This is a genomic window from Burkholderia guangdongensis (genome assembly GCF_013403875.1).
Classification (GTDB): domain Bacteria; phylum Pseudomonadota; class Gammaproteobacteria; order Burkholderiales; family Burkholderiaceae; genus Burkholderia; species Burkholderia guangdongensis.
This window is the reverse complement of sequence record NZ_JACBNX010000006.1, coordinates 1-26,095: the sequence shown is the minus strand read 5'-3', so window position 1 is coordinate 26,095 and position 26,095 is coordinate 1. Positions and strand designations below refer to the sequence as shown.

Below are 26,095 nucleotides of genomic sequence, written 5' to 3'. Positions count from 1 at the left end.
GATTAAATATAAGGGATCCGAACGAAACGGCAAGTCGGGGTAATCACCGGGCTTTTTTGCGTCATCGTATTGCCGGCCAGCCGCGTTATACCGTTTTTGCGCGCGCAAAAAAAGGCCGCTCGTCGCGAGCGGCCGTGCGATGCGCGTGTCCGATTCATGCGTCGAGCGTCGAATCGAGCCGATGGTAGCCTTCGGTCGCGCGCAGCAGCGTGCGCGTGTAGTCGCGTGCGACGCGGCCGGCGCGCACGTCGTCGATCGGCAATTGCTCGACGATCTCGCCGTGCTGCATCACCGCGACGCGCTGGCACAGGAAGCCGACCACCGCGAGATTGTGACTGACGACGATCATCGTCAGTCCGTGCTCGCGATGCAGCCGGCGCAGCAGGTTCAGGATCTCCGCCTGCACCGACACGTCGAGCGCCGACGTCGGCTCGTCGAGCAGCAGCACGCGCGGCTCGACGATCAGCGCGCGCGCGATCGCGACGCGCTGCCGCTGGCCGCCCGACAGCTGATGCGGATAGCGGAAGCGGAACGACGGCCCGAGCCCGACCTCGGCGAGCGCGCGCGCGATGCGCGCGTCGGCGTCGGGGATGCGGTGGATCGTCAGCGGCTCGCGCAGCGTCTCGTCGACGGTGAAACGCGGATGCAGCGACGCGTACGGATCCTGGAACACCATCTGCACGCGGCGGCGGAACGCGCGATCGAGCTTGCCGCCGATCGTCCGGCCGTCGATCGCGGCGCGCCCGGACGCGAGCGGCGCGAGCCCCGTCAGCGCGCGCAGCAGCGTCGACTTGCCGGAGCCCGATTCACCGACGAGCCCGAACGCCTCGCCTTCGCGCACCGCGAGCGTCGCGTCGCGCACCGCGTCGACGTGGCCGCCGCGGGTCGGAAAACGGATCGAGACGTGGTCGATGTCGATCATCGTGCGGCTTCCTCCAGCCAGGCCGGATCGCGCTGCAGCACCGGCAGTTCGTCGGGCGGGTGCGCGAGCGGCGGATTCGCGGCGAGCAGCCCGCGCGTGTACGGATGCGTCGCGTGCCGCAGGTCGCGCGCCGCGCACGTCTCGACGACGCGGCCCGCGTACATCACCGCGACACGGTCGCAGAACGACATCACGAGCGGCAGGTCGTGGCTGATGAACATCAGCCCGGTGCCGTGCCGCGCGATCATCGCGTCGAGCACCGCGAGCACCTGCATCGAGACCGCGACGTCGAGCGCCGACGTCGGCTCGTCGGCGATCAGCAGGCGCGGGCCGGTCGATACCATCATCGCGATCATCACGCGCTGGCCCATCCCGCCGGACAGCTCGTGCGGATACGCGTCGGCGACGCGCGCCGGATCGCGGATCTGCACGGCCGCGAGCGCATCGACGATCCGCTCGCGCAGCGCGCGGCCGCGCAGCCCGGGCTCGTGCAGACGGAACGCCTCGGCCATCTGCTTCGCGACCGTCATCACCGGATTCAGCGAATACTTCGGATCCTGAAGAATCATGCCCATCCGGCCGCCGCACAGCCGACGGCGCTCGCGCGGCGACAGCGCGAGCAGGTCGTGCCCCGCGAAGCGCATCGTGCGCGCGGACCAGCTCGCGGCGTCGGGCAGCAGCCCGAGCAGCGCGCGGCCGGTCAGCGACTTGCCGGAGCCGGATTCGCCGACGATGCCGAGCCGCTCGCCGGGCGCGAGCGTCAGCGACAGGTCGCGCACCGCTTCGGCGAGCCGGCCGTCGTGGCCGCGAAAGGCGATCCGCAGGCCGTCGATTTCGCAGAGGGGGGTGGGCGGGTTCGTGGTCATCTCAGCCTCCGCCGGGCCGCCCCAAGGAGGCTGAGCGCCCCCTCGGGGGGCAGCGAGCAAAGCGAGCGTGGGGGTCGTTTCATCTCATGTTCCATGACGCGGATCGAAGACATCCCGCAGACCGTCGCCGAGCAGGTTGAACGCGGCGCTCACGACCAGGATCGCGATGCCGGGCAGCGTCGCGACCCACCACGCGTCGAGCAGCACGTTGCGGCCCGACGCGACCATGAAGCCCCATTCGGGGCTCGGCGGCTGCGCGCCGAGGCCGAGGAAGCCGAGGCCCGCGACGGTCAGCACGACGCCGGCCATGTCGAGCGTCGCGCGCACGATCACCGACGACATGCACAGCGGCACGACGTAGCGCAGCAGGATCCGCGGGCCCGACGCGCCCTGCAGGCGCGCCGCGTGGATGAAGTCGGCCTGCGCGATGCGGATCGTCTCCGCGCGCGCGAGCCGCGCATACGCGGGCCAGGCGGTGATCGAGATCGCGACGACCGCGTTGATCACGCCCGGCCCGAGCGCGGCCGCGAACGCGAGCGCGAGCACGATCTTCGGGAACGCGAGCGCGACGTCGGTGATGCGCATCAGCACGCTGTCGACGAAGCCGCCGCAATAGCCGGCCGTCGTGCCGATCGCGAGGCCGATCGGCACGACGATCGCGACGACGAGCAGCGCGATGCCGAGCGTGAGCCGCGAGCCGCCGATCATTCGCGACAGGATGTCCCGGCCGAGCTGGTCGGTGCCGAGCCAGTGCGACGGCGACAGCGGCGGCTGCAGCCGATCGGCGAGCACCTGGCGCAGCGGATCGTGCGGCATCAGGAGCGGGCTCGCGATCGCGACCGCGATCAGCGCGACGAGGATCGCGAGCGCGAACAGGTTCAGCGGATTCGCGGCGAAGCGGCGCCAGCGGCGGTACGCGAGGCCGAGCGCGGCCTGCGGGCGGGACGCGGGCGCGTCGGACAGCAGCCACGCGCGCAACGTCGGGCGCTCGGCGTTCATGGTCGGGATTCCTTATGCATCGTGAAGCGGCCTTCAGCGCGCGCGCGGATCGAACACACGATAGAGCGCGTCGGTCAGCAGGTTGACGGTGATGAACATCGCGCCGATCACGAGCGTCGCGCCGAGCACCGCGTTCATGTCCGCGTTCAGCAGCGCGCCGGTCAGATACGAGCCGATGCCGGGCCACGCGAACACGATCTCGGTCAGCACCGAGCCTTCGAGCAGGTTGCTGTACGTGAGCGCGATCACGGTCACGAGCGGCACCGCGACGTTGCCGAACGCGTGACGCCAGATCACGCTGCGCTCCGGCAGCCCCTTCGCGCGCGCGGTGACGATGTATTCCTGGCCGAGTTGCTCGAGCATGAACGAGCGCGTCATCCGGCTCAGGTACGCGACCGAGTAATAACCGAGGATCGCGGCCGGCAGCGCGATGTGCGCGACCGCGTTGCGGAACACGTCCCATTCTTCGGCGAGCGCCGAGTCGATCAGCAGGCTGCCGGTGCGCGTGTCGACCATGCCGTCGAACGCGGGGTCGATCCGGCCCGGCCCCGCGACCCAGTGCAGCCGCGCGTAGAACAGCAGCAGCCCCATCAGCCCGAGCCAGAACACCGGCACCGAGTTGCCGATCAGCCCGACGAAGCGCGCGACGTGATCGATCGGCCGGTTGTGCCGGACCGCCGCCGCGACGCCGAGCGGCACGCCGACCGCGATGCCGATCAGCGTTGCGAGCGTCGCGAGCTCGAGCGTTGCGGGGAACACCCGCTTGATGTCGTCGAGCACCGGGTTCGACGTCAGCAGCGACACGCCGAGATTGCCGTGCAGCACGTCCCGCGCGTAGATCAGGAATTGCGTCGCGAGCGGCTTGTCGAGGCCGAGCGCGATGCGTTCGGCCGCGTACGCGCTCGCCGATGCGCGGTCGCCGAGCACCGCGAGCACCGGATCGATCGGCACCTTGCGGCCGATCACGAAGGTCAGCGCGAGCAGCCCGGCGAACGTGACCGCGAGCGTCAACGCCCAGCGCAGCGCGCGCAGCGCCCGCCGGATCGACGGGCGCCGTGCGGGCAGCGTGCGAATCTTTTCGAATGCGGTTTCGAAGGCGGGGGAGGACATCACATCTTCGTGTCGGAGGAGGCTATCGGCTTCGACGCGTGCGGGACGGGTCGAGCCCGATTGTATGTCACGCGCGGGGATTCCCGGGAAGAACAATTATTCTCATCGAGAATATTTCGCATATATGCTTGTGGAGAATAATTTGCATTTATTCTCCAGGGAAATATACTGCATATATTACCCTCAGGAATCCGCGCCGTGAACCTCATCGTCAACACCCCGGCCCAGCTGGGCGAGATCCTGTCGTCCGCGCGCCAGGCGAAGGGCATGACGCAGGCGGAGGCCGCCGCCCGTGTCGGCATCGGCCAGCCGCGGCTGTCGCTGCTCGAGACGAGCCGCACGGCCAGCCTGTCGCTGAGCCAGTTGCTCGCGCTGACCGCGCTGTACGGCCTCGAGCTGAGCGTGCGCACGAAGGGCGACGGTCCTGCGGTGGCCGACGTCGAGTGGTGATCGCGGAGCCACGCATGGGACGCAAATCGCACACGCGCGCACTGTCGATCTGGGCCAACGGCGTTCGGGTCGGCGTCTGGCGCATCCCGGCGCGCGGCGACATGGAGCTTCACTACGACGCCGCGTGGAAGCAGTCGGCCGCCGGGCGGCCGCTGTCGCTGTCGCTGCCGTTCGGCATCGGCGACGCGCCACTGCGCGGCGAGCGCGTGAATCACTACTTCGACAATCTGCTGCCCGACAGCGACGCGATCCGGCGCCGCCTTGCCGCGCGCTTCGGCGCCGCGACGCTCGATCCGTTCGATCTGCTCGCCGCGGTCGGCCGCGACTGCGTCGGCGCGGTGCAACTGCTGGGCGAGGACGACATGCCGGCCGGCTACGACCGCATCGACGGCACGGCACTGTCCGACGGCGACGTCGAACGGCTGCTCGATCAGGCGAGCGGCGCGGCCGCCGGCCTGCGCGGCGACGATGGCGATGACGACGACTTCCGGCTGTCGCTCGCCGGTGCGCAGGAAAAGACCGCGCTGCTGCGGCACGGCGGACGATGGATGCGCCCGCACGGCGCGACGCCGACGACGCATATCCTGAAGCTGCCGCTCGGTTTCGTCGGCAACAAGCGCGCGGATCTGACCACGTCGGTCGAGAACGAGTGGCTGTGCCTCGCGATCCTGCGCGCGTTCGGCCTGCCGGTCGCGGATGCGGAGATCGCGACGTTCGGCGCGCACAAGGTGCTGTCGGTCGCGCGTTTCGACCGCGCGCTCCATCGCGACGGCCGCTGGCTGATGCGCCTGCCGCAGGAGGATTTCTGTCAGGCGCTCGGCGTGCCGCCGCATCTGAAATACGAGGCGCACGGCGGCCCGGGCGTGCCGGATCTCGTCGACATCCTGCGCCGGTCGGAGGTGGCCGACGCGGATCTCGACACGCTGTTCGCCGCGCTGATCGTGTTCTGGATGCTCGCGGCGCCGGACGGGCACGCGAAGAATTTCAGCCTGCGCCTGCTGCCGGGCGGCCGCTTCCGGCTGACGCCGCTTTACGACGTGATGTCGATCTGGCCGGTCGAAGGCGACGGCGCGAACCAGTGGTCGTGGCACAAGGCGAAGCTCGCGATGGCGGTGCACGGCAAGCGCAAGCACTATGCGATGCGCGACATCACGCGGCGCCATTTCAGCGCGATGGCCGAGCAGTGCGGGCTCGGCGACATCGCGACGCCGATCGTCGAGCGCCTGGCCGCCGCGACGCCGCGTGTGATCGACACGGTCGGCGCGCGGCTGCCGCGCGGGTTCCCGTCGAGGATCGCGGAGCGGATCTTCGGCGGCCTGACGCGCGCGGCGGAGCGTCTCGACACGCCGTTGGCCCGATGAAGGTAGTCCGATGAAGGTAGTCCGATGAAGGTAGTCCGATGAAGCCGGCCCGCCCGCGCCGCCGCATCGCGAACGGCGCGGGCCGCCCGCGTTACTTCTTCAGCGTCCGATACGACACGAGATCGTTGATCGGCCCGATCTCCGGACCGGTCACGCCGGGGCGCGTCGCGACCTGCACGACCTTCTCGAACATGATCACGAACGGCGAATTCGCGAGCACTTCCTTCTGCAGCGCTTCGTAACGCTGCGCGCGCTTCGCGGGCGACGGCTCGACGAGCGCGGCCTCGGTTTCCTTCGTCAGTTGCGGAATGTTCCAGCCGTTGCGCCATGCGAGCATCTTGTACTGCGCCTGATCGGAATTGTCCGGATTCCACGCGAAGCCGCGCGCGTTGCTGTTCGGATCCATGTAGTCGGGCGACCACTCGCCGACGAAGATGTCGTGCTGACGCGCGCGATACTTGCCGATCACCTGCTTCGCGTCGCCCGGAATCAGCTTCACCTGAATGCCGCCCTGCGCGAATTCGGCCTGCAGCGCCTGCGCGATCTCGACGTACGGATAGTCGTTCGGCATGTCCATGGTCACCGTGAAGCCGTTCGGCAGGCCGGCCTTCGCGAGCAGCGCCTTCGCCTTCGCAACGTCCTGATGGTACGGCCGATCGTTCAGCGTGCCGAGGAAGCCTTCCGGCAGGAACGTCTCGTGCACCTTGTAGGTCGTGCTGACGATGTTGCGCTGAATGCCGTCGTAATCGACCAGCCACTTCATCGCCTCCTGCACCTCGGGTTTCGCGAGATTCGGGTTCTTCGTGTTCAGGCCGAGATACAGCAGCGCGGACACGGGCCACGTCGCGATCTGGATCTTGCCGGCCTTCTTCAGCGCGGCGAGACTGTCGGGGCTCAGGTTGCGCGCCGCGTCGACGTCGCCGTTCTCGAGCAGCAGCCGCTGCGCGGACGCCTCCGGCACGTGCTTCAGCACGATGCGCTTCATCGGATACGGCGTGCGGTACGCGTCGAAACGCTGCAGCACGATGCTGTCGTTCGGCGTCCACTTGACGAGCTTGTACGGCCCGGAGCCGGCGTCGTTCGTCTTCAGCCAGCCGTTGCCGAAGTCGCCATTCTGCTGGTGCGACAGCAGCAGCTTCTTGTCGAACACCGACGCCGGGCACGCGCTCAGCACGTTGAGCACGAAGCTCGGCGCGTACTTGCGGTCGGTTTCGAGCACGACGGTCTGCGGGTCGACCGCGCGAACCTTCTGCATCACGTTCGCTTTCGTGAGCCCGAGGTCGCCGAGCACGTCCGCGGGGCCCTTGCCGAGCAGCACCGTGCGCTGCAGCGACCACGCGACGTCGTCGGCGGTCAACGGATTGCCGGAATGGAACGCAAGGCCGGGGCGCAGCTTGAACGTGAACGTGACGCCGTCCGCGCCGACGCTCCACGATTGCGCGACGATGCCGTCGAAGCGCGTCGGATCCTTCAGGTCGACGCGCACGAGCCGTTCATACGTGTTCGCGACGTACTCGGACGGCACGAGCTCGTAGATTTCGCTCGGATCGAGCGTCGTGAACTCCGCGAGCTGGGTGGCGACGACGAAGATGCCGGGCGGCGTCGCGGCCTGCGCGGGCATCGCGGGGGCGAGCGCCACGAGCGCGGCACTGACGAACAGCGTGGACAGCAGAGGCTTCATGCGGGCTCCGTCGAAAGGGAATCGTGGTGTGCGATTCTCTCATCGACGGGCGCGCGGAAGAAAGAGGGGGCGTGGTGTTACTGGCCGATCTTGTGGCTGACCGCGTTTTCCTGCTGGTTCAGCACGTGCTGCTCGGGCTTCGTCAGATGGCTGCGGTCCTGCGAAGCCATGTCGCGCTCTTCCTGGCGGATCTTGCGGTCGTCGCGGTGCAGGCGCGCGGCTTGCGCATGCGACATCTCGCCTTCGCGCACTTCGCGGTGGACGCGCTGATTCTGCACGGCGAGACGATGGTTGATTTCCTCGCGGCGCGGATGCGCCTGCTGCCACGGCGTATCCGCGAATGCGGTGCCGGTCAGGATGGACATCAGGGCGGCGGCGACGGCGATTTTACGGGTGATGGCACGCATGGTTGTTCTCCGATGGCCGCCGGGAGGAATTCCCGGCGCTTGCTCGAAAAAACGCATCGGTCACGCGTGCTGTTGACGGTCGATCTGTATCGTTTGTGAGGGTTTATTACGTGTGCCGCAACGAACCGGCGCGCCGCGCGTGATGCGCGGCGCGCCGTGTCCGGCGTCACTGCATCGCGGCGTTCACCGCGGCGGCCGCGTCGAGAATGCCCGAGCCGGCCGGCGCCGACGTGCACGGCGTGCCCGCGGCGAGCTTCGACGCGCGCGCGCCGCCTTGCAGCTTCTGCTGAATCTGCGCGGGCGTCAGGTTGCCTTTCATCGCGAGCATCAGCGCGACGACGCCGGAGACCTGCGGCGCCGCGAGGCTCGTGCCGTCCGCGAGGCCGTAGCCGTCCGCCAGCGGCGTCGTCGTACCGGTGTTCGACGTCGACAGGATGTTCACGCCAGGCGCGCTCAGCGCCACGCCGGTACCGTAGTTGCTGAAGCTCGCGCGCATGCCGGTCGTATCGGTCGCGCCGACGGCGATCACGCCCTGGCAGTTCGCGGGCTGATCCTGCGTCGCGTTGACGCCCTCGTTGCCGGCCGCGACGATCACGGTCACGCCGAGCGCGGTCACGTCGTTGATCGCCTGCTGGAACGTCTGGCTGCACGCGCCGGGGCCGGCGAGACTCAGGTTGATGATCTTCGCGGGCGTCGCGTTCGTCGGCACGCCAGTGACCGCGATGCCGGCCGCCCAGCGCATCGCGTCCGCGATGTCGCTCGTCGCGCCGCCGCATTTGCCGAGCACGCGCACCGGCTGAATCTTGCCGAGCCACGAGATGCCCGCGATGCCGACGCCGTTGTTCGCGATCGCGCCGATCACGCCGGCGACGCGCGTGCCGTGCCAGCTGCTGTCGCTCGGCGCCGACTGGCAGTGATAGTACGGGCCGCTCGAATTGTCGAGCTCCTGCTGCGTGACCCAGTCGCCCGGATCGGTCGCGTCGGGGCCGCGCGTCTCGCCGTTGTTGCTCGTGTTCACGTTCGAGATGAAGTTGTAGCCCGACACGAGATTGTTCACGATGTCGGGGTGCGGGCGATAGCCGGTGTCCAGCACGGCGGTGACGACGTTCGGCGAACCCTGCGTGATGCTCCACGCGGCCGGCGCATCGATGCCGGCCGTCGGATCGGACAGGTTCCACTGCTGGTTGTAGTCCGGATCGGTCGGCACGTTGCTGATTCTCATCCGCTGGTCCGGCTCCGCGTACTCGATGTCCGAGTCGCTCGCGAACACCTGCGCGAGCGCGCTCGCGTCGGCCTGCGCGAGCGGCTGCCCGAGCTTCAGCACGGTCGCGCCGCCGGACATCGTGCGCTCGACGGCCGCGAGCGGCTGCGGCTGTGGCTGCGCGCTCGCATACGCATGCGCGCTGCCGCTCGGTCCCGCCTGTGTCGTCCATTGCGCGGATACGCGCTGGATCACGGCCGCGAGGCGCGTCGCGTCGTCGCCGCCGGCGCTCAGCGCGTGCGCGGCCGTCACGGTCGCCAGCTTCACGATCAGGTGATCGACGGGCGGCGCGCTGGCCGGCATGCTTTGCGCGGCCGTCGGCGAGGTCGTCGACGAGGTCGCCGGTGCCGCGGCCTGCGCCGCGGTGCAGGTGGTGCTGCTGTTGGACGACGTGGTCGGCGATGACGGTGATGTCGGGGCGGGGGACGCGGCGTTGTTGTCGCCGCCGCCTCCACCGCCGCCACCGCAACCGGAGAGCGGCAGAAGGGCAGCGGCGGACAGCAGGCAGGCGAGCACGCGCGCGTGCCCGATCCGCGCAACGGCGGGTGTGAAGCGCTGGGCTTTCATGAAGCTCGATCCTCGTATATGCCGCGTTCGCGGCATGGCCTTGGGACTGCAGATCGGCACCGTTGGCCGCGAAGACGCGGCGTCGGCGATCGATGTGCTGCAGCTCCTATTTCGTTGTGTCGGTACGGTCTGATACTTCCGTCACCCTTGTTTTCCTGGGTAACGGTTCGTGCGCCGGCATCTTGATACCACACTCAAAATAAAAATCAGGATCGCGTGCGATTCCGTGTGGACATGATTGACGCGACCGGCCGGAAACGTATAGGCAGCAAGGCTTTGCGACATGCGATCGTCAGCAACCTTACGGCTTCCATGATGCGGTTCCATTAATGGGCGTGCATCGACGCGGCACGTTTGAATTGAGTGCCACGTCGGAGAAGTCGATGCGGAAAGCCCACTCCGTGAATATCGTCAATGGGGCTGAATTCGCGCATGACAATATCGATGCGCAATTAACGTCGCGCGATTGAAACGGCTTCCGATGGATTTCGAAATGGGTGTTGCGTCATTCGATGTTCGGCACGCGCGAATATCGAATGAATCGACGTTCGCGTATCGTCGGGTTGTCGTATCGTCGACACAAATATACGGCGCAATGCAAGGCATTCGCGATGACGCGACAATTCGTCTAAAGTATTGTCCGATTGCCTTTCGGTGTTCGAGAGAGAGCGATGAGCTTGCGTTGCGTATCCTCGAAGCGTGAGGATGCTGTCGAGAGTCGATTAGGATATCAAAGAAATTTTGCGGGCCGGCGAACCGCTCGAAGCCGATGAGCCCGATGAGTCCCACGCACAGATCGCCACGGGTTCGTTCGACGTTGAGGACGTGGCATCGCGCCGCTTCTGGTGACACAATGCGCGAACCGGCGCGGCATCCACCGCCACGCCGTTTTTCGACCCCCCGGTGCGCGGCATGCACCGCCATCGATCCACGACTACGAGACCATGACACCGAACCAGCCTTTTCTCGCCTCTCAACGCAATCTGCTGCTGCTGATCGCGCGCATCTTTCTCGTGACGCTGTTCGTCATGTTCGGCTGGCAGAAGCTGATTCACTTCTCCGGCACGATCGCGTTCATGGGCAAGGAGGGCGCGCCCGCGCCGATCGTCGCGGCGGCGGTCGCGGTCGTGATGGAAGTGCCGGTCGCGATCGCGATCCTCGTCGGGCTCTGGACGCGCCCGCTCGCGCTGCTGCTCGCGATCTACTCGATCGGCACCGGACTGATCGGGCATCAGTTCTGGACACTGACGGGCGCCGAACAGATGAACAACATGATCCACTTCTACAAGAACATCGCGATCGCGGGCGGGTGCCTCGCACTCTGCGCGGCCGGGCCCGGGCGCTTTTCGTTCGATCGCGGCTGACGCCGCCACGCGGCGCCATGCGTCGTCACGCGGCGAGCCACGCCTCGGCCAGGCGGACCCAGTAGCTCGCGCCGATCGCGAGGATGTCGTCGTTGAAGTCGTAGCCCGGGTTGTGCACCATGCAGCCGCCCTTGCTGCCGACACCGTTGCCGATGAACGCGTAGCAGCCCGGACGCGCCTCGAGCATGAACGCGAAATCCTCGCTGCCCATCACCGGCAGCGTGTCGGTCTCGATGCGCGCGTCGCCGAGCATCTGGCGCGCGATCTCGGTCGCGAACTCGGTCGGCTCCGGATAGTTGACGAGCACCGGATAGCCGTGGTCGTACTGCACGTCCGCGGTAAGCCCGAAGCTGTCGGCCTGGCCTTTCACGAGTTCCTTGATGCGGCGCTCGATCAGCGCGCGCACGTCGGGGTTCAGCGCGCGCACCGACACCTTCATCTCGACCGTCTCGGGGATCACGTTGAACGTCTCGCCGGCCTGCACGCTGCCGACCGTGATCACCGCCGCGTCCTGCGAATTCACTTCGCGGCCGATGATCGTCTGCAGCGCGACGATGATCGTGCCGGCCGCCGACATCGGGTCGCGCGCCTTGTGCGGCATCGCGCCGTGGCCGCCGACGCCGCGCAGCGTGATCGTCACGCGGTCGAACGACGCCATCGTCGGGCCGCTGCGGAACGCCATGTCGCCGGCCGCGCGGCCCGGCATGTTGTGGATCGCGAAGATCGCGTCGCACGGGAATTTGTCGAACAGCCCGTCGTCGACCATCGCCTTGCCACCGCCGAAGTTCTCTTCGGCCGGCTGGAAGATCAGGTTCAGCGTGCCTGAGAACTGACGCGTCGCCGCGAGATGGCGCGCCGCGCACAGCAGCATCGCGGTGTGGCCGTCGTGGCCGCACGCGTGCATCTTGTTCGCGTGGCGGCTCGCGTACGGCAGGCCCGTCGTTTCGGCGAGCGGCAGCGCATCCATGTCGGCGCGCAGGCCGATCGTGCGCGTGCTCTGGCCTTCGCGCAGCACGCCGACGACGCCCGTCTTGCCGAGACCCCGATGCACTTCATAGCCCCATTCGGTCAGCAGCTCGGCGACGAGGTCGCTCGTCAGCGTTTCTTCGAATGCGAGTTCGGGGTGGGCATGAATCCGGCGGCGCACGTCGATCAGGTCGGGAGCGATCGCGGCGATACCGGGGATGACGGGGTTCACGGGCTGCATGTTGTCTCCAGAATGGGTGGCGCCGGGAGGGTTGGGGGAGCGCCGACGTGCACGAAGCATATAAATTTCTGTCGCGAACCAGAAGCTGATAAATTGCTTTGGTGCTTACCATGAGTTGCCTCTAGGGAATACCCTCGATCGCGCCGATGGCCCGGCGGCCCGCTTTTTCGCTTTCCCGACCCGCATTCCGATGAAATATCACCAGCTCAAAGCGTTCGTCACCGTCGCGGAGGAAGGCAGCATCCGCGCGGCCGCGCGGCGCCTGAACGTGTCGCCGGCCGCGCTGACGAAGGCCGTCAAGGAGCTCGAGCAGGCGCTCGGCGTGTCGCTCGTGCTGCGCACCGCGCGCGGCGTGCAGTTGACCGGCCTGGGGCAGCAGCTGAACGTGCGCGCGCGGCTCATCGTCGCCGAGATGCAGCGCGCGCGCGACGACATCGAGCAGGCGCAGGGCGCGGCGACCGGTGCCGTCGCGGCCGCGATCACGCCGGCCGTCGCGCTGACGATCCTGCCCGACGCGTTCCGCGCGTTCCGGCGCCGTTTTCCGGACGCGCGCGTGAACATCGTCGAAGGGTTTCCGGGCCTCGCGCTGCCGCGATTGCACGACGGCACGCTCGATTTCGCGGTGTCGGTCGTCGTGCCCGAGATGCTCGCCGCCGAGTTCGACCACGCGGAACTCTATACGAGCCGGCTGCTGATCGTTGCGCGGCGCGGGCATCCGCTCGAATCGGTGACGTCGCTCGCCGATCTCGTCGATGCCGACTGGCTGATGAACCCGTCGCCGGAAAGCTCGTCGCAGATGCTGTTCAACGTGTTCGGCGCGCTCGGGCTGCCGGCGCCGTCGCGGGTCGTCGAGTGCCCGAGCTATGCGGTCGGGCGCAGCCTGATGCAGGGCGCCGACCTGATTACCGCGATGCCCGAACAGTTGCTCGCGGTCGAATGGGCGCGTGACCGGCTGTCGGTGCTGCCGATTCGCGACGCGATTCCGCAGATGTCGGTGCAGGTCGTCACGCGGCGCGACAGTCCGCTGACGCCGGCTGCTTCGATGCTGCTGGATTGCCTGCGTGATGCGGCGCGGCGGCATGGGTTGCGATGAAATTTGACCGCCCGCGGGCGCATCACTAGACTGGCAGCAGGCGCCCGGCCGTGCGCCTGCTGCCGTGCCAGACGGCGGGCGGGCCGGCCGCGCGTGGATGCCGCGTCGCGGCTTCGGTCGACGGTCGATTTCCCCAAGAGGCCGGTCATGCACTTCGCGCTGCTCGTCTCCGCGCTCCCGCATCCTCTGGAATCGAGCGCGTACTACGAATCGCTGCTGTCGCACGGCGCGCACGTCGCGAAGCGCCACGGCGTGCTCGCTGCATGTATGAACGCGGTGATGCGCGTGCTGTCGCCGCAGGGCGGCGACGCGCCGCACGGCCAGGGCGACCAGGGTGGCCCGCACGGTCCGGGCAGCCCGTGCGACCCGGGCAGCCCGCGCGGGTAAGCGGCCGTCAGCCCGTCTTGCGCGGCGTACCGACGCGCCGCGTGTTCACCGGCACGATCGGGCGGAAGCGCTCGCGCTTGTGTTCTTCGTCGAAATGCTGCAGCGCCGGCTTGATCAGGTCGCTGCGCGCGACGATCCCGATCAGTCGCTGCGCCTGCGCGTTGTCGACGACCGGCAGCCGCTCGAGCCCGAGCACCGCGAGGCGGGTCGCGACGAGGCGGCAGGTTTCCTCCGACATCGCGACGCTCGGCTGGCGGTCCGGCAGCAGGCTCGCGATCGGCGCATCGGCCGCGTGCGGCGCGTCGAGCATCGCGCGGTCGAGCACGCCGAGCAGCCGGCCGTCGCGCACGATCGGGTACGCGCGGTGCGCCTGGCTCGCGTTGAAGTAGCGCGCTTCGACTTCCGCGGCGGACAGCGACGCGTCGATCGTGACGACCTTGCCCGCGGGCGTCATCACTTCGCCGACGTAATGCCGCTCGAGCGGATCGACGCCGTATTCGCGGTAGATGTGATAGCCGCGCCGCGCAATCTTCTCGGTCATGATCGAACGTTTCATCACGACGGTCGCGAAGCCATGCGCGACGAGCGTCGCGGTGAGCAGCGGCAGGAACGCGTTCGCGTCGTGCGTGAGCCCGAACGCGAACACGATCGCGGTCAGCGGCGCGCCGAGCGTCGCGCCGAGCGTCGCGGCCATGCAGACGAGCGGCCACAGCGCCGGATCGCCGCCCGGCAGCACCGGCGCGAGCACGGTGCCGAGCCCCGCGCCGAGCATCAGCAGCGGGGCGAGCACGCCGCCCGACGTGCCGGAGCCGAGCGCGATCACCCACATCACCGCCTTCACGAGCAGCAGCGCGAGCGCGACCTGCAGCGCGATGTGCTGGTGCAGCAGGTCGCCGATCACGTCGTAGCCGACGCCGAGCGCGCGCGGCTCGATCCAGCCGCCGATGCCGACCACGACCGCACCGATCGCCGGCCACCACATCCAGTGCACCGGCAGCTTGCCGAACCAGTCTTCGACTTTATAGAGCGCCACGGACAGCCCGCTCGCGAGCGCGCCGGACAGCAGGCCCGCGACCAGGCACGACACGAACGCGGACGCCGTCGGCACCGGAGTCGTCATCGGGAACAGCGGCCCGGCGCCGAACACGATCGCGCGCGCGAAGCCCGCGACCGCGCACGCGAGCGCAACCGGCAGGAAGCTGCGCGGGCGCCATTCGAACAGCAGCAGTTCGACCGCGAGCAGCACCGCGGCGACGGGCGTGCCGAACACCGCGGTCATCCCGGCGGCGGCGCCGGCGACGAGCAGCGTCTTGCGCTCGGCGGCCGTCACCTTCACGGTCTGCGCGAGCAGCGAGCCGAGCGCGCCGCCCGTCATGATGATCGGGCCTTCGGCGCCGAACGGGCCGCCGCTGCCGATCACGATGCCCGACGACAGCGGTTTCAGGATCGCGACCTTCGGCGACATCCGGCTCTTGCCGAACAGGATCGCCTCGATCGCCTCGGGAATGCCGTGCCCGCGGATCTTGTCCGAGCCGTAGCGCGCGATGAACCCGACGATCAGGCCGCCGATCACCGGCACCGCGATCACCCAAGGGCCGAGCGTGTTGCCGGCGGGCGATCGGTCCGCGAACGAGAACTGGTGGAAGAAGAACAGGTTCGTGAACAGGTGGATCAGACCCAGCAGCACGAACGCGGCGATCGTGCTGAGCACGCCGATGACGGCGGCGAGAAGTGAGATGCGAGGCAGGCGATCGTTGGTCGCGAAGTCGCGCTTGTGCGAGGCGTTCATGAGTGTGGGCGTGGCGGGGTCAGTAATCGAGTTGAGGAACCTGGAAGGCGCCCTTGAGCGACTTCAGTTCAGTATGGTGCATCGTCGCAAGGCGCGCGAGCAGCGTTTCGCCGGCCGGTTCGAGATGCACCTCGACCTGGCGGCGGTCCGTCTCGCTCGTTTTGCGCTTCACGAGATTCAGCGCCTCGCAGCGCGACACGAGCGCGACGACGCCGTGATGCTGCGCCTGCAGCCGCTCGGCGAGCTCGCCGACGGTCGCCCATTCGCGCTGCGGATAGCCCTTGATGTGCAGCAGCAGCAGATACTGGAGCGGCGTGATGCCCTCGCTCTGCGCGGCGCGCTCCGAGAAGCGCTCGAAGCAGCGCATCTGGTAGCGGAACTCGGAAAGCTGCTCGAAATCGGTCTTGCGCAGCGCGTGTCGGGAAACGGGCATCGTCGGTCGGAATGTCGCGGGTGAGTGGCGGGGAAATATATCACAAGTTGATATATTTCCCCGCGTGCTTTTTTGGCCGGAGCTTGGCCGGAGCCGGCAGCGGAGCGTCGCTCGGGTCGCTTGGGTCGCCTGTACCGCTTACGCGGCTTCGAGCATCTGCGTCTGGCGGTACAGCCCGCTTATCAGGTCCGTCTGGGTGACGATGCCCTTGACCCGGTGCATCGCGTCGACGACCGGAATGTGGTGGTGGCCGGAGTGCGCGAACAGCGGCACGAGCTTCGCGAGCGGCATCGTGTCGGGCACCGACGCGACGTTGCGGCTCATCACCGCGTCGACGTGCGCGGGCACGCCGGCCAGCCCGGTGATGCCGGACAGGCGCTGCGACATCCGCTGCCACAGCGTCGCCGGGCCGCGCACCGGGCGCGTCAGGTCGGCGCGCGTGACGATGCCGACGAGGCGGCCTTGCGCGTCCGCGACCGGCAGCGCTTTCACGTGGCGGCGGTCGAGCATCGTCAGCGCGGCGGTGATCGACGTCGACGGCGTGATGCTGGCGACGGGCTTCGACATCACGTCGGCGCTCGTGAGCTGGCCGAACGTGCGTGCGTACGCCTGCATCTCGGTTTCGCGCAGCAGCGCTTCGAGATCGTCGGGCGACACGTCGAGCCATTCGCTGCGGCGCTTCAGCACCGCGTCGAGGTCCTCGCGCGAGAAGCCGCCGCGCGCGGGGGCGGGTGCGGCGCCGGCCTGCGGCTTCTTCGCCGCGGGCTGCGCGCCGCCGTGCGGATAGCGGTGCCCGGTCAGCGTGTGATAGACGAGCGCCGCCGACAGCAGGATCGCCGATTGCAGCGCGATCGGTTCGAGCACGAATCGGAAGCCGAGCGCGTGGATCGCGGGGCCGCCGAGCACCGCGGTCAACGCGACCGCGCCGGACGGCGGGTGCACGCAACGCAGCGCGAACATCCCGGCGATCGCGAACGCGACCGCGACCGCGGCCGCGGTGATCGGATCGCCGATCCACTGCGCGCATGCGACGCCGACCGTCGCCGCGACCAGATTGCCGCCGATGATCGACCACGGCTGCGCGAGCGGACTCGCCGGCACGCCGAACAGCAGCACCGCCGACGCGCCCATCGGCGCGACGAGCAGCGGGATGAGCCCATGCACGCCCGGCACGATCCGCATCGTGACGCCGACCGTCGCGATGCCGACGAGCGCGCCGAGACACGAGCGCATCCGCTCGTACCAGCCAAGTGTCATCGGGATCGGAACGAAGCTGTGCAGCCATTGCCGCAGCGTGCGGCGCGAAGCGAGGGAAGCGGACATGGTGGAGCGGGGGACGGCGGACGTGCGCAAGTGTCGAGGTGGCGCGGATTATATCTCAGTGTGATATAAATTGTCGCGCTGCATCAAAGGGGTTGGATCGACGCCACATCGGTTTCATCTGATCAAATGGCGATCCCGGGTGCGGTAAATGACGATCCCAGGCGTGGTAAATGGCGATCCCAGGCGTGGGATCGGGCGCCCGGGATCGGTGTCCGTGCGGGATCAGTGCAGGGTCAGTGCGGGATCAGTGAGTAACCGACAGGAACAGATACGCGGCGAACAGCACCAGATGGACGACGCCCTGCATCACGGTCGTGCGCCCGGTGCTGAGCGTCAGCGTACTGACGAGCAGCGTCAGCGCGAGCAGCACCGTCTCCATCCCGCCGATGCCGAGCGTCAGCGGCTGGCCGGTCCACACGAACACCGCGGCGACGGTCGGGATCGTGAGCCCGATGCTCGCGAGCGCGGAGCCGAGCGCGAGGTTCATGCTGGTCTGCAGGCGGTTCGCGCGCGCGGCGGTGACGGCCGCGAGCCCTTCGGGCAGCAGCACGAGCGCGGCGATCACGATCCCGACCGCGGCCTCGGGCGCGCCGAGCCGCGCGACCGCATGCTCGACCGCCGGCGACAGCAGCTTCGCGAGCAGCACGACCGCGACGAGGCTCGCGAACAGGAGCGCGACGCTCGTCAGCGCGGTGCGGCTGCTCGGCGGCACCGCGTGCACCGATTCGTTCGCGCTGTGGTCGGCGAGGAAGTAGTCGCGATGGCGCACGGTCTGCACGAACACGAACATGCCGTACAGCACGAGCGACGACACGCCCGCGAACGCGAGCTGCGACGTCGACAGCACCGGGCCGGGCGCCGCGTTCAGATAGTTCGGCATCACGAGCGACAGCACCGACAGCGACGCGAGCACCGCGAGCGCCTTCGTCGCGCCGCGCCCCTGGAAGTCCTGCTCGCCGTGCGTCCAGCCGCCGACGAGCAGGCACAGCCCGACGATCCCGTTGCAGACGATCATCACCGCGGCGAACACGGTGTCGCGCGCGAGGTTCGATTTTTCGGGGCCGGCCGACAGCATCACGGAGACGATCAGCGCGACCTCGATCACGGTGACCGCGATCGCGAGCACGAGCGTGCCGAACGGCTCGCCGACACGGTGCGCGACGACTTCCGCATGATGGACCGCCGCGAACACGGCGCCGGCGAGCGCGGCGGCGAACAGCGCGATCACGACGCCTTCGACGGGGGCGACACGCGACAGCCCGAGCACGAGCCACGCGGCGAGCGGCGCCCAGAGCGTCCAGCGCGGGAGGGTGTTGGAAGAGATCGGCATCGTGGGTTTCCTTGTTCTGGGGTGGCGGCGCGCGACGCGCCGTCACGGGTTTTGTGATGAAGCCCGGCCGGGAGTTCCGACGATGGGGTGGATTCTAGCAGGGGGGACGCGCGCGGCTGCGCGCGGCGCGTTCGAGGACGAACCCTTTCATCGACCTTTCGTTTTCGTAAAAGTGCCGCGCGTTTTTCAATTTAGAATACGGCATGCCGATTTCATCCCAGTCCTTCGTCCACCGCGTCCGCAGCCAGCTCGAGTCCCTGCCGGCAACGGAGCGTCAGCTCGCCGACTTTCTTCTCGAGTTTCCCGGCGAGCTGGCCAGCTACACCGGCAACGAGCTGGCGGAGCTGGCCGGCGTTTCGCCCGCCACGGTCAGCCGCTTCATTCGCCGCATCGGCTACAGGAATTACGAAGCGGCCAGGCGTCACGCGCGCGAAGAGCGCGAAAGCGGCTCGCCGCTCTTTCAGGCCACCGCCGACGGCGGGGCGACGACCGACCCCGTCGCCGTGCACTTCCAGCAGTCTCAGGCGAACCTGGCGGCCACCTTCGGCCGCCTCGACGGCCGCCAGCTGGTCGAGATCGCGAGGACAATCGCACGCGCCGATCACGTGCTGATCTTCGGCAGCCGCGCGAGCCACGGCTTCGCCGTCTATCTGCGCTGGCAGCTCATCCAGGTGGTGCCGCGCGTGACCGCGATTCCCGGCGCCGGGGAGACGCTCGGCGAGCATACGGCGGCCCTCGGCCGCAACGATTGCGTGATCGTCTTCGGCACCCGGCGCCAGACGCGCCAGATGAGCGCGGTGATCCAGGCCGCCGTGCGCGCGCGCGCGAAACTGCTGTTCATCAGCGATCGTAGCTCGCCGGATTGCGCCGATGCCACCTGGTCGTTGCAGTGCGACTGCCGCGGCCCGGGCCGGCTGGACGACCATGCGGCCGTGATGGCGCTCTGCAACGTGATCGCCACGCGGGTGATCGAGGCGTCCGGCACCGCCGGCCGCAAGCGCCTCGCCGCGATCGAGCTGGCGCACGAGACGTTCGAAGAGCTCTGACGCCGCCGGCCGGCGGCCACCCTCCGACATGAAACGAACGCCGTATGGACGACACGCGGCATGCATGGCTCGCGGCGTCAGTTGAAATACTTATTTCAAATTTTTCGGTGATGTGAAATTATGGAGTCAACACATCGAACACGAAGCTCCCATTCACCGTTTTGATGCAGGAGAAGCGCGATGGCCGGTCCCATGCTGTCCTCTGGACCCGATTCCCCGAGGTTTGCCGAGCTCGACCACGCGCTCGACCGGATCGGCGTGACGTCGTCCCATTACACGATCATCTGGCTGATCCTCATCGGGTGCCTGGTCGACGCGTTCGAGCAGAACGCGGTGGGCATCGTCGGGCCGCTGCTGCACAAGCAGTGGGGGCTGACGCCGGCCGATATCGGCTTGCTCAACACCGTGACGTTCGCGTGCGCGGCCACGGGGCGGATCGTCTCGGGGCTGATCGCCGACCGCTACGGGCGCCGCGTGATGCTGTCGATCGATCTGCTGCTGTTCACGCTCGGCGCGGGGATCTGCGCATCGGCGCCGAACCTGGCGACGATGGCGCTCGGGCGCGCGGTCGTCGGCTTCGGCCTCGGCGGTGAAATCGCGATCGCGGTGACGATGCTGGCGGAGTTCTGTTCGACCAAGTTTCGCGGCACCGCGGTCGGGCTGGTGAACGTCGGCGCGGGCGGGCTGGGCAATTTTCTGGCGCCGGCATTCGGACTGCTGATCTTCTCGCTCTTTCCGGGCGACAACGCGTGGCGCTGGCTGTTCTGCGCGTTGATGTTGCCGGCGCTGCTCGGCGCGTTCTATCGCCGCTTCATTCCGGAAACGCCTCGCTTTCTCGTCGCGCAGGGCCGGATCGCGGACGCGAACACCGTGCTGTCGAGACTGGCGGCGGGCAGGCTGACCACGAAGCACGTGCCGATGCAGACGTTTCTCACCGACGACGGCCGCGCCGCATCCGTTGCCGCGAAGGTGAAGGTGGGGATCACCGACATCTTCCGCGGAGCGCTGGCGCGGCGCACGATCCCGCTGTGCGTGACGATCTGGATGGCTTACGGCGCGCAGATTTCGGTGCTCACGCTGATGCCGACGATTCTCGTCACGCTCGGCTATACGGTGTCGAAGAGCCTGCTGTTCACGATGCTGATGCAGGGCGGCAGCCTGATCGGCGCGGTGGCGGCGTCGCTGCTCGGCTTCAGTTTTCCGCGCAAGCGCGTGCTGACGGTCGGTGCGATCTGCGCGTGCGCGATGGCGCTCCTGATCGGCTTCGTCGCGAAGAGCATCGTGATGATCATCGCCGCGGGCGCCATTTTCCAGATCTTCGTGCTGCTGTTGAACACGACGATCTGGATCTTCGCGCCCGAGCTGTATCCGACGCGCGTGCGTGCATTCGGCACCGCATTCATTCTCGCGACCGGCACGGCGGCCGGCGCGTTCATGCCGCTCGTCGCCGGGCGTCTGCTCGAGCATGCGGGAATCGCGGGCGTGTTCGGGATGGTCGCGGCGATGTATGCGATTTTCGTCGTCAGCATCCAGAGCGTGCCGGAAACCTACGGCCAGTCGCCGGACGCCGTCCCGCTTTCGTCGGAGCCGCAGGCCGTGCCCGCGGCGCAATCCCGCACGCGTTGACCCAGATATTCTTCCATTCAGCATGCTCAACATTCTGCTCATCAATCCGAATTCGTCACAGGCCACGACGGACATGATGGTCCGCATCGCGCAGGCCGACGCGCCGGCCGGCTTCACGGTCGTCGGCGCGACGGCCGGCAGCGGCCCGTCGATGATCGTGAACGAAACGGAACTGAACGCCGCCGCGGACGAGGTCGAGCGCACCTGGCGCGGCGTGTCGGTTCCGCATGCGGGCGTGATCGTCAGCGCGTTCGGCGATCCGGGCGTCGCGCGCATGCGGGACGCGAGCCGGCCGACGCCGGTGATCGGCATCTGCGAGGCGTCGATGCTCGATGCGTCCGAAGGCGGGCGCCGCTTCGGCGTCGCGACGGTGACCCCCGATCTCGTCGACGCGATCGACGCGAAGGCGCGTGAGCTCGGCCTGGGCGCGCTCTACACCGGCGTGCGGCTTACGCCGGACGAGCCGCGCAAGCTGGCGGCCGATCCGCGCGCGCTCGAAGAGGCGCTCGCCGATGCGGTGCGCGCGTGCCTGCGGGACGGCGCGCAGGCCGTGATCATCGGCGGCGGGCCGCTGGGGCAGGCCGCGGTGAACCTCGCCCCGCGCTTCGACGTGCCGATCATCGCGCCGATTTCGGCCGCGGTGCGCAGGCTGAGCGAACGGATCGCGAATCGGTGACGTTCGCTTGCCTGTGATCGGGGGAGACTCGACTCAGATCTGCATGCCGCCGTGGCCGAGCATCCCGTGCGCTCGGCCGCCGTCCTTCCGGACGGCGGACTTCTCGGCGTTTGGGCAGGATACGCTTCGGGCGCTTATGCCGCGATGGAAGCGCGAGGGCGATGGACGATCTGGTTGTCCTTCCCCTGGACCAGCGGCGTCAGCGTGAGGTTGAACTCGATGTCCTGGTAGGTGTCGGCCTTCAGGCCCAGCGCGGCGCCTCCCGTCTTTTCCGTGACCGACGGAATCAGTTCCTCGCGGGTCGCGTAAGCGAAGTCGTCCCAGATCAGCGGATCGCCTTCGATGTTGAACTGCGTGGTCAGCTTGCGGTGATCGTCGCTGGTGACGAAGAAGTGCACGTGCGCGGGACGGTTGCCGTGGCGGCCGAGCGCGTTCAGCAACTGCTGCGTGGCGCCGTGCGGCGGGCAGCCGTAGCCCACCGGCATCAGCGTGCGGAATTCGTACTTGCCGTCGGATCCGGTGCGGACCGCGCCGCGCAGGTTGAATTCGGTTTGCGCGCCGGTCGGGTCGAAGTGCGAATAGAAGCCCTTGGAATTCGCATGCCAGCATTCGACGAGGGCGCCCGCGAGCGGTTTGCCTTGCAGATCGGTGACCGTGCCACGGATGACCAGCGGGCCGGCCTGCGCATCAGGATCGATGTCGATCCGTGATACGCCGTCGCGCGCCGGTGCGCCCGCGACATAGAGCGGGCCTTCGATGGTGCGCGGCGTGCCGCCTTCGAGGCCGACCGCCTTGTCCGCGGCGTCCAGGCGAATGTCCAGGTACTTCTCGAGACCGATGCCCGCGGCGAGCAGCGCGGCTTCCCCGTCCTGGCCCAGCTTGTTCAGATAGCTGACGCCCGCCCACACTTCGTCGGGCGTGATGTCGAGATCGTCGATGGCCTTGAACAGATCGCCCAGCAGACGATGGGCGATCTGCTGGAAACGGGCGTTGCCTTCCTTGCCGGCCAGGTTGGATGCGGCCGTCAGCAGGTCCTGCACTTCGTTGGTTTCGAATACCTTCACGTTCATGATTACTGTCTCCACTTGGCTCTACGGGGAACGGTCTTCGGGCGGGTTTGCCCGCTGCACAACATCGATCTTTTCGCTTCGGTGTACGGATTACTTCGTGACTTTCATCAGCCCATCGCGGGTGAATCGCCTGACCTTGTCTTCATCCAGTTCAATGCCCAGACCCGGGCCGTTCGGCACCGTGAGCTCGAAGTCGCTGTAATCCAGCGGCGTGGTCAGGATCTCTTCGGTGATCAGCAACGGTCCGAACAGCTCGGTGCCCCACTGCAGATTGGCGAAGCTCGCGAACAGATGCGCCGATGCAATCGTGCACACGGCCCCCTCGAGCATCGTGCCGCCATAGAGCTCGATACCCGCCGCATCGGCAATCGCGGCCACGCGCTGCGCGGCGAACAGGCCGCCGCTTTGTTCGATCTTGATCGCGAACACGTCGGCGCCTTCGTTCTTCGCGATCTCGAACGCGCTTTCCGGACCCTGCAGGATTTCGTCGGCCATCAACGCCACCGGGAAACGACGCATCAGGCGCGCGAGCGCGGCGGCGGAAGCGACCGGCTGCTCGACGAGTTCGCAGCCTGCGTCGGCCAGCGCCGGAATCGCCCATGCCGCCTGCGTCTCGCTCCAGGCCATGTTGACGTCGACACGCACCGCGGCCTGGTCACCGACTGCCCGTTTGATCTCGGCCACGTGCCGGATATCGGTCTCGAGTTCCCTGGCGCCGATCTTCAGCTTGAAGACCTTGTGCCGGCGCATGTCGAGCAGCGTCTGCGCTTCGGCGATGTCCTTCGCGGTGTCGCCCGAAGCCAGCGTCCACGCCACCGGCAGACGCTCGCGGCGGCGACCGCCGAGCAAGTCGCTCACCGGTACGCCGACGCGCTTGCCGTGCGCATCGAGCAGCGCGGTTTCGAGTGCGCACTTGGCGAAGTGATTGACCTTGACCAGCTTGCCCAGCCAGGCCATCAGCGCCTGGATCCGGGTGGCGTCCTTGCCGACCATCGCCGGGGCAAGGTAGGCGTCGATCGCAAGCTTCATCGCCTCGGGGCTCTCCGGGCCATAGGCCATCCCGGCAATCGTCGTGCCTTCGCCGATGCCGACGATGCCGTCGCTGCAATAGATCTTCACCAGCATCAGGGTTTGCCCGTGCATCGTGGCGACCGAGAGCTTGTGAGGGCGAATCGTCGGCAGATCGACGAGGCGGGTTTCGATACGTTCAATCGTCGCTGGGTTCATGGCGCAAGCTTGGTGATGTTCGTGGAACCAGACGGAAGGACGCCAGCGCAGGCGCTCGACCTCGGTGTCCGTCACACCGATGGGCGTTCATGGGGCTTCGATTGCATTAAATACCCGGGCCCGCACGGGTGCTATCCACCTACTCGAGACTCACTATCCGTTTTTTCCGGTTCGGGCGCGCCGCGCCCCCGCGGACTGCCGGCGGCGCGGCGTCGCCTGAACCCGTATGAGGGAGCGGCGAACAACCCGCATGGTGGAGCGGCGAAAAAAGCGGATAGCAAACGGCGACCAGGCGGATAGCACCCGGGCCGCATCGGGTATTCAATCCAGCTCATCAAGGACCCGGTCGCAAGACCAACCAACGGCAGGAGGAGAACCCATCGTGAGCACGGAGAAAATCACCCCGCAATGGCAGGAATTCATTGGCGGATGTCTCGACTTCCGTCCGGCTGAGGGCGTCTATCGCATTGCACGCGAGATGTTCACGGAGCCGGAGCTTTTCGATCTGGAGATGGAGTTCATCTTCGAGAAGAACTGGATCTACGCGTGCCACGAGAGCGAGATCCCCAAGCCGCACGATTTCATGACGATGCGCGCAGGGCGCCAGCCGATGATCATCTCGCGAGACGGCAACGGCGAGCTCAACGCGATGATCAACGCGTGCCAGCATCGCGGCGCGACGCTCACGCGAATGAGCAAGGGCAATCAGTCGACCTTCACGTGCCCGTTCCATGCGTGGTGCTACAAGAGCGATGGACGCCTCGTCAAGGTCAAGGCGCCTGGTGAGTACTGCGAAGACTTCGACAAGTCCACGCGTGGCCTGAAGAAAGCACGCATCGCGAGCTACAAGGGCTTCGTGTTCATCAGCCTCGACGTCGATGGGACCGACACGCTCGAGGACTACCTCGGCGACGCGCGCATCTTCTTCGACATGATGGTCGCGCAGTCGCCCACGGGCGAGCTGGAAGTGCTGCCGGGCAAATCCGCATACACCTACGAAGGCAACTGGAAGCTGCAGAACGAGAACGGCCTCGACGGGTATCACGTGAGCACGGTGCACTACAACTACGTCGCCACGGTGAAGCGCCGCCAGGAAACGAATGCGAAATCCGGCGACGCGGCGAACGGCACGCTCGATTACAGCAAGCTTGGCGCGGGCGACGCCGAGACCGACGACGGCTGGTTCGCGTTCAAGAATGGCCACAGCGTGCTGTTCAGCGACATGCCGAACCCCAGCGTGCGTCCCGGCTATGCGAGCGTGATGCCGCGCCTCGTCGAAGCGTACGGTCAGCAGAAGGCGGAGTGGATGATGCATCGCCTGCGCAACCTGAACATCTATCCGAGCCTGTTTTTCATGGACCAGATCAGCTCCCAGCTGCGTATCGTGCGGCCGGTCGCCTGGAACAAGACCGAGGTCATCAGCCAGTGCGTCGCGGTGAAGGGCGAATCGGATCAGGATCGCGAGAGCCGCATTCGGCAGTTCGAGGACTTCTTCAATGTGTCGGGCATGGGCACGCCGGACGATCTCGTGGAGTTCCGCGAGCAGCAGCGCGGCTTCCAGGCGCGCCTCGAGCGCTGGAGCGACATCTCGCGCGGGCATCACAAGTGGGTGGCGGGCGAGACGGCGAATACGCGCCTGCTCGGCATCGAGCCCGTGCTGTGCGGCACGGAGCTGACTCACGAGGGCCTTTACGTCAACCAGCATGGCGCGTGGCAGGCGTTCCTGATGAACGGTCTCGCACGGCAATCGAACGGCAAGAAGGAGAATGAAATGAACGCGTCCCACCCGAAACCGTGAGAGCAGAGGAAGGGGTGGATCCTCACGGGCCAACGGCATCGAAGTGCCCAGGTGGAAAATGCACGCATTTCCCGGCAACCGGAGGATCCACGATGAACAGTA

24 protein-coding genes are annotated in these 26,095 nt (G+C 67.6%); 10 read left to right on the top strand and 14 right to left on the bottom strand.

Annotation, left to right across the window (positions count from 1 at the left end; genetic code table 11):
- Positions 1-154: 154 nt before the first annotated feature.
- From HZI36_RS07640 to HZI36_RS07625, 4 genes are all read right to left on the bottom strand, one after another.
- Entirely contained in the window at positions 155-922 is a 768-nt protein-coding gene (locus HZI36_RS07640; protein ID WP_179402035.1) for an ABC transporter ATP-binding protein, read from the bottom strand.
- Complete coding sequence (locus HZI36_RS07635) at positions 919-1,788, bottom strand: ABC transporter ATP-binding protein (RefSeq protein WP_179402034.1); 870 nt, start codon at positions 1,786-1,788, stop codon at positions 919-921. The genes HZI36_RS07640 and HZI36_RS07635 overlap by 4 nt, the downstream gene beginning before the upstream one ends.
- Positions 1,789-1,872: 84 nt before the next feature.
- Complete coding sequence (locus HZI36_RS07630; protein WP_179402033.1) at positions 1,873-2,787, bottom strand: ABC transporter permease; 915 nt, start codon at positions 2,785-2,787, stop codon at positions 1,873-1,875.
- A 33-nt stretch (positions 2,788-2,820) separates the two neighbouring features.
- Positions 2,821-3,897 (bottom strand): ABC transporter permease, encoded by a 1,077-nt coding sequence (locus HZI36_RS07625; protein WP_179402032.1) that lies wholly within the window; start codon positions 3,895-3,897, stop codon positions 2,821-2,823.
- Between the two features lie 198 nt (positions 3,898-4,095).
- On the opposite strand from HZI36_RS07625, the gene HZI36_RS07620 reads away from it, so the two are divergent.
- Both HZI36_RS07620 and HZI36_RS07615 read left to right on the top strand, forming a co-directional pair.
- Positions 4,096-4,347: a helix-turn-helix domain-containing protein gene (locus HZI36_RS07620; protein WP_179402031.1), complete on the top strand. Its 252-nt coding sequence runs from the start codon at positions 4,096-4,098 to the stop codon at positions 4,345-4,347.
- 14 nt (positions 4,348-4,361) lie between these two features.
- On the top strand, positions 4,362-5,708 hold the full coding sequence (locus HZI36_RS07615) for a type II toxin-antitoxin system HipA family toxin (RefSeq protein ID WP_179402030.1): 1,347 nt from the start codon (positions 4,362-4,364) through the stop codon (positions 5,706-5,708).
- 91 nt (positions 5,709-5,799) lie between these two features.
- Here HZI36_RS07615 and HZI36_RS07610 read toward each other — a convergent pair whose 3' ends face one another.
- The 3 genes from HZI36_RS07610 to HZI36_RS07600 form a co-directional block, all read right to left on the bottom strand.
- Entirely contained in the window at positions 5,800-7,389 is a 1,590-nt protein-coding gene (locus tag HZI36_RS07610; RefSeq protein ID WP_179402029.1) for an ABC transporter substrate-binding protein, read from the bottom strand.
- A 77-nt stretch (positions 7,390-7,466) separates the two neighbouring features.
- Positions 7,467-7,796, bottom strand: a complete 330-nt coding sequence (locus HZI36_RS07605; RefSeq protein ID WP_179402204.1) for a hypothetical protein — start codon at positions 7,794-7,796, stop codon at positions 7,467-7,469.
- Positions 7,797-7,962: 166 nt separating this feature from the next.
- Positions 7,963-9,624 (bottom strand): S8 family peptidase, encoded by a 1,662-nt coding sequence (locus HZI36_RS07600; protein ID WP_179402028.1) that lies wholly within the window; start codon positions 9,622-9,624, stop codon positions 7,963-7,965.
- Between HZI36_RS07600 and HZI36_RS27200 the strand changes: the two genes are divergently transcribed.
- Positions 9,623-9,757: a hypothetical protein gene (locus tag HZI36_RS27200; protein WP_281376255.1), complete on the top strand. Its 135-nt coding sequence runs from the start codon at positions 9,623-9,625 to the stop codon at positions 9,755-9,757. The genes HZI36_RS07600 and HZI36_RS27200 overlap by 2 nt on opposite strands.
- An 811-nt stretch (positions 9,758-10,568) precedes the next feature.
- Entirely contained in the window at positions 10,569-10,988 is a 420-nt protein-coding gene (locus HZI36_RS07595) for a DoxX family protein (RefSeq protein ID WP_179402027.1), read from the top strand.
- Positions 10,989-11,013: 25 nt separating this feature from the next.
- Here the strand turns inward: HZI36_RS07595 and HZI36_RS07590 are convergent, their stop codons facing one another.
- On the bottom strand, positions 11,014-12,195 hold the full coding sequence (locus tag HZI36_RS07590) for a M20 aminoacylase family protein (protein ID WP_179402026.1): 1,182 nt from the start codon (positions 12,193-12,195) through the stop codon (positions 11,014-11,016).
- Between the two features lie 190 nt (positions 12,196-12,385).
- Between HZI36_RS07590 and HZI36_RS07585 the strand changes: the two genes are divergently transcribed.
- Complete coding sequence (locus tag HZI36_RS07585; protein WP_179402025.1) at positions 12,386-13,288, top strand: LysR substrate-binding domain-containing protein; 903 nt, start codon at positions 12,386-12,388, stop codon at positions 13,286-13,288.
- A 147-nt stretch (positions 13,289-13,435) separates the two neighbouring features.
- On the top strand, positions 13,436-13,675 hold the full coding sequence (locus tag HZI36_RS07580) for a hypothetical protein (RefSeq protein ID WP_179402024.1): 240 nt from the start codon (positions 13,436-13,438) through the stop codon (positions 13,673-13,675).
- A 7-nt stretch (positions 13,676-13,682) separates the two neighbouring features.
- On the opposite strand, the gene HZI36_RS07575 is transcribed toward HZI36_RS07580, so the two are convergent.
- The 4 genes from HZI36_RS07575 to HZI36_RS07560 form a co-directional block, all read right to left on the bottom strand.
- Positions 13,683-15,464 (bottom strand): chloride channel protein, encoded by a 1,782-nt coding sequence (locus tag HZI36_RS07575; RefSeq protein ID WP_179402023.1) that lies wholly within the window; start codon positions 15,462-15,464, stop codon positions 13,683-13,685.
- A gap of 19 nt (positions 15,465-15,483) precedes the next feature.
- The gene (locus tag HZI36_RS07570) at positions 15,484-15,897 is read right to left on the bottom strand and encodes a MarR family winged helix-turn-helix transcriptional regulator (RefSeq protein WP_179402022.1); all 414 of its coding nucleotides are present in this window, start codon (positions 15,895-15,897) and stop codon (positions 15,484-15,486) included.
- A gap of 138 nt (positions 15,898-16,035) precedes the next feature.
- A complete protein-coding gene (locus tag HZI36_RS07565) occupies positions 16,036-17,220 on the bottom strand; it encodes an HPP family protein (RefSeq protein ID WP_179402021.1) in 1,185 nt (394 codons plus the stop codon).
- Between the two features lie 244 nt (positions 17,221-17,464).
- Positions 17,465-18,550, bottom strand: a complete 1,086-nt coding sequence (locus tag HZI36_RS07560) for a calcium:cation antiporter (protein WP_179402020.1) — start codon at positions 18,548-18,550, stop codon at positions 17,465-17,467.
- A gap of 203 nt (positions 18,551-18,753) precedes the next feature.
- On the opposite strand from HZI36_RS07560, the gene HZI36_RS07555 reads away from it, so the two are divergent.
- The 3 genes from HZI36_RS07555 (at position 18,754) to HZI36_RS07545 (ending at position 21,898) form a co-directional block, all read left to right on the top strand.
- Positions 18,754-19,596, top strand: coding sequence for a MurR/RpiR family transcriptional regulator (locus HZI36_RS07555; RefSeq protein WP_179402019.1), 843 nt, complete (start codon positions 18,754-18,756; stop codon positions 19,594-19,596).
- Positions 19,597-19,776: 180 nt separating this feature from the next.
- The gene (locus tag HZI36_RS07550; RefSeq protein WP_179402018.1) at positions 19,777-21,222 is read left to right on the top strand and encodes an MFS transporter; all 1,446 of its coding nucleotides are present in this window, start codon (positions 19,777-19,779) and stop codon (positions 21,220-21,222) included.
- 22 nt (positions 21,223-21,244) lie between these two features.
- The gene (locus HZI36_RS07545; protein ID WP_179402017.1) at positions 21,245-21,898 is read left to right on the top strand and encodes an aspartate/glutamate racemase family protein; all 654 of its coding nucleotides are present in this window, start codon (positions 21,245-21,247) and stop codon (positions 21,896-21,898) included.
- Between the two features lie 134 nt (positions 21,899-22,032).
- Here HZI36_RS07545 and catA read toward each other — a convergent pair whose 3' ends face one another.
- Entirely contained in the window at positions 22,033-22,968 is a 936-nt protein-coding gene (catA, locus tag HZI36_RS07540; RefSeq protein WP_179402016.1) for a catechol 1,2-dioxygenase, read from the bottom strand.
- A gap of 90 nt (positions 22,969-23,058) precedes the next feature.
- Complete coding sequence (locus HZI36_RS07535; protein ID WP_179402203.1) at positions 23,059-24,195, bottom strand: muconate/chloromuconate family cycloisomerase; 1,137 nt, start codon at positions 24,193-24,195, stop codon at positions 23,059-23,061.
- A gap of 382 nt (positions 24,196-24,577) precedes the next feature.
- Between HZI36_RS07535 and antA the strand changes: the two genes are divergently transcribed.
- Positions 24,578-25,993, top strand: coding sequence for an anthranilate 1,2-dioxygenase large subunit (antA, locus tag HZI36_RS07530; RefSeq protein ID WP_179402015.1), 1,416 nt, complete (start codon positions 24,578-24,580; stop codon positions 25,991-25,993).
- Positions 25,994-26,095 lie beyond the last annotated feature (102 nt).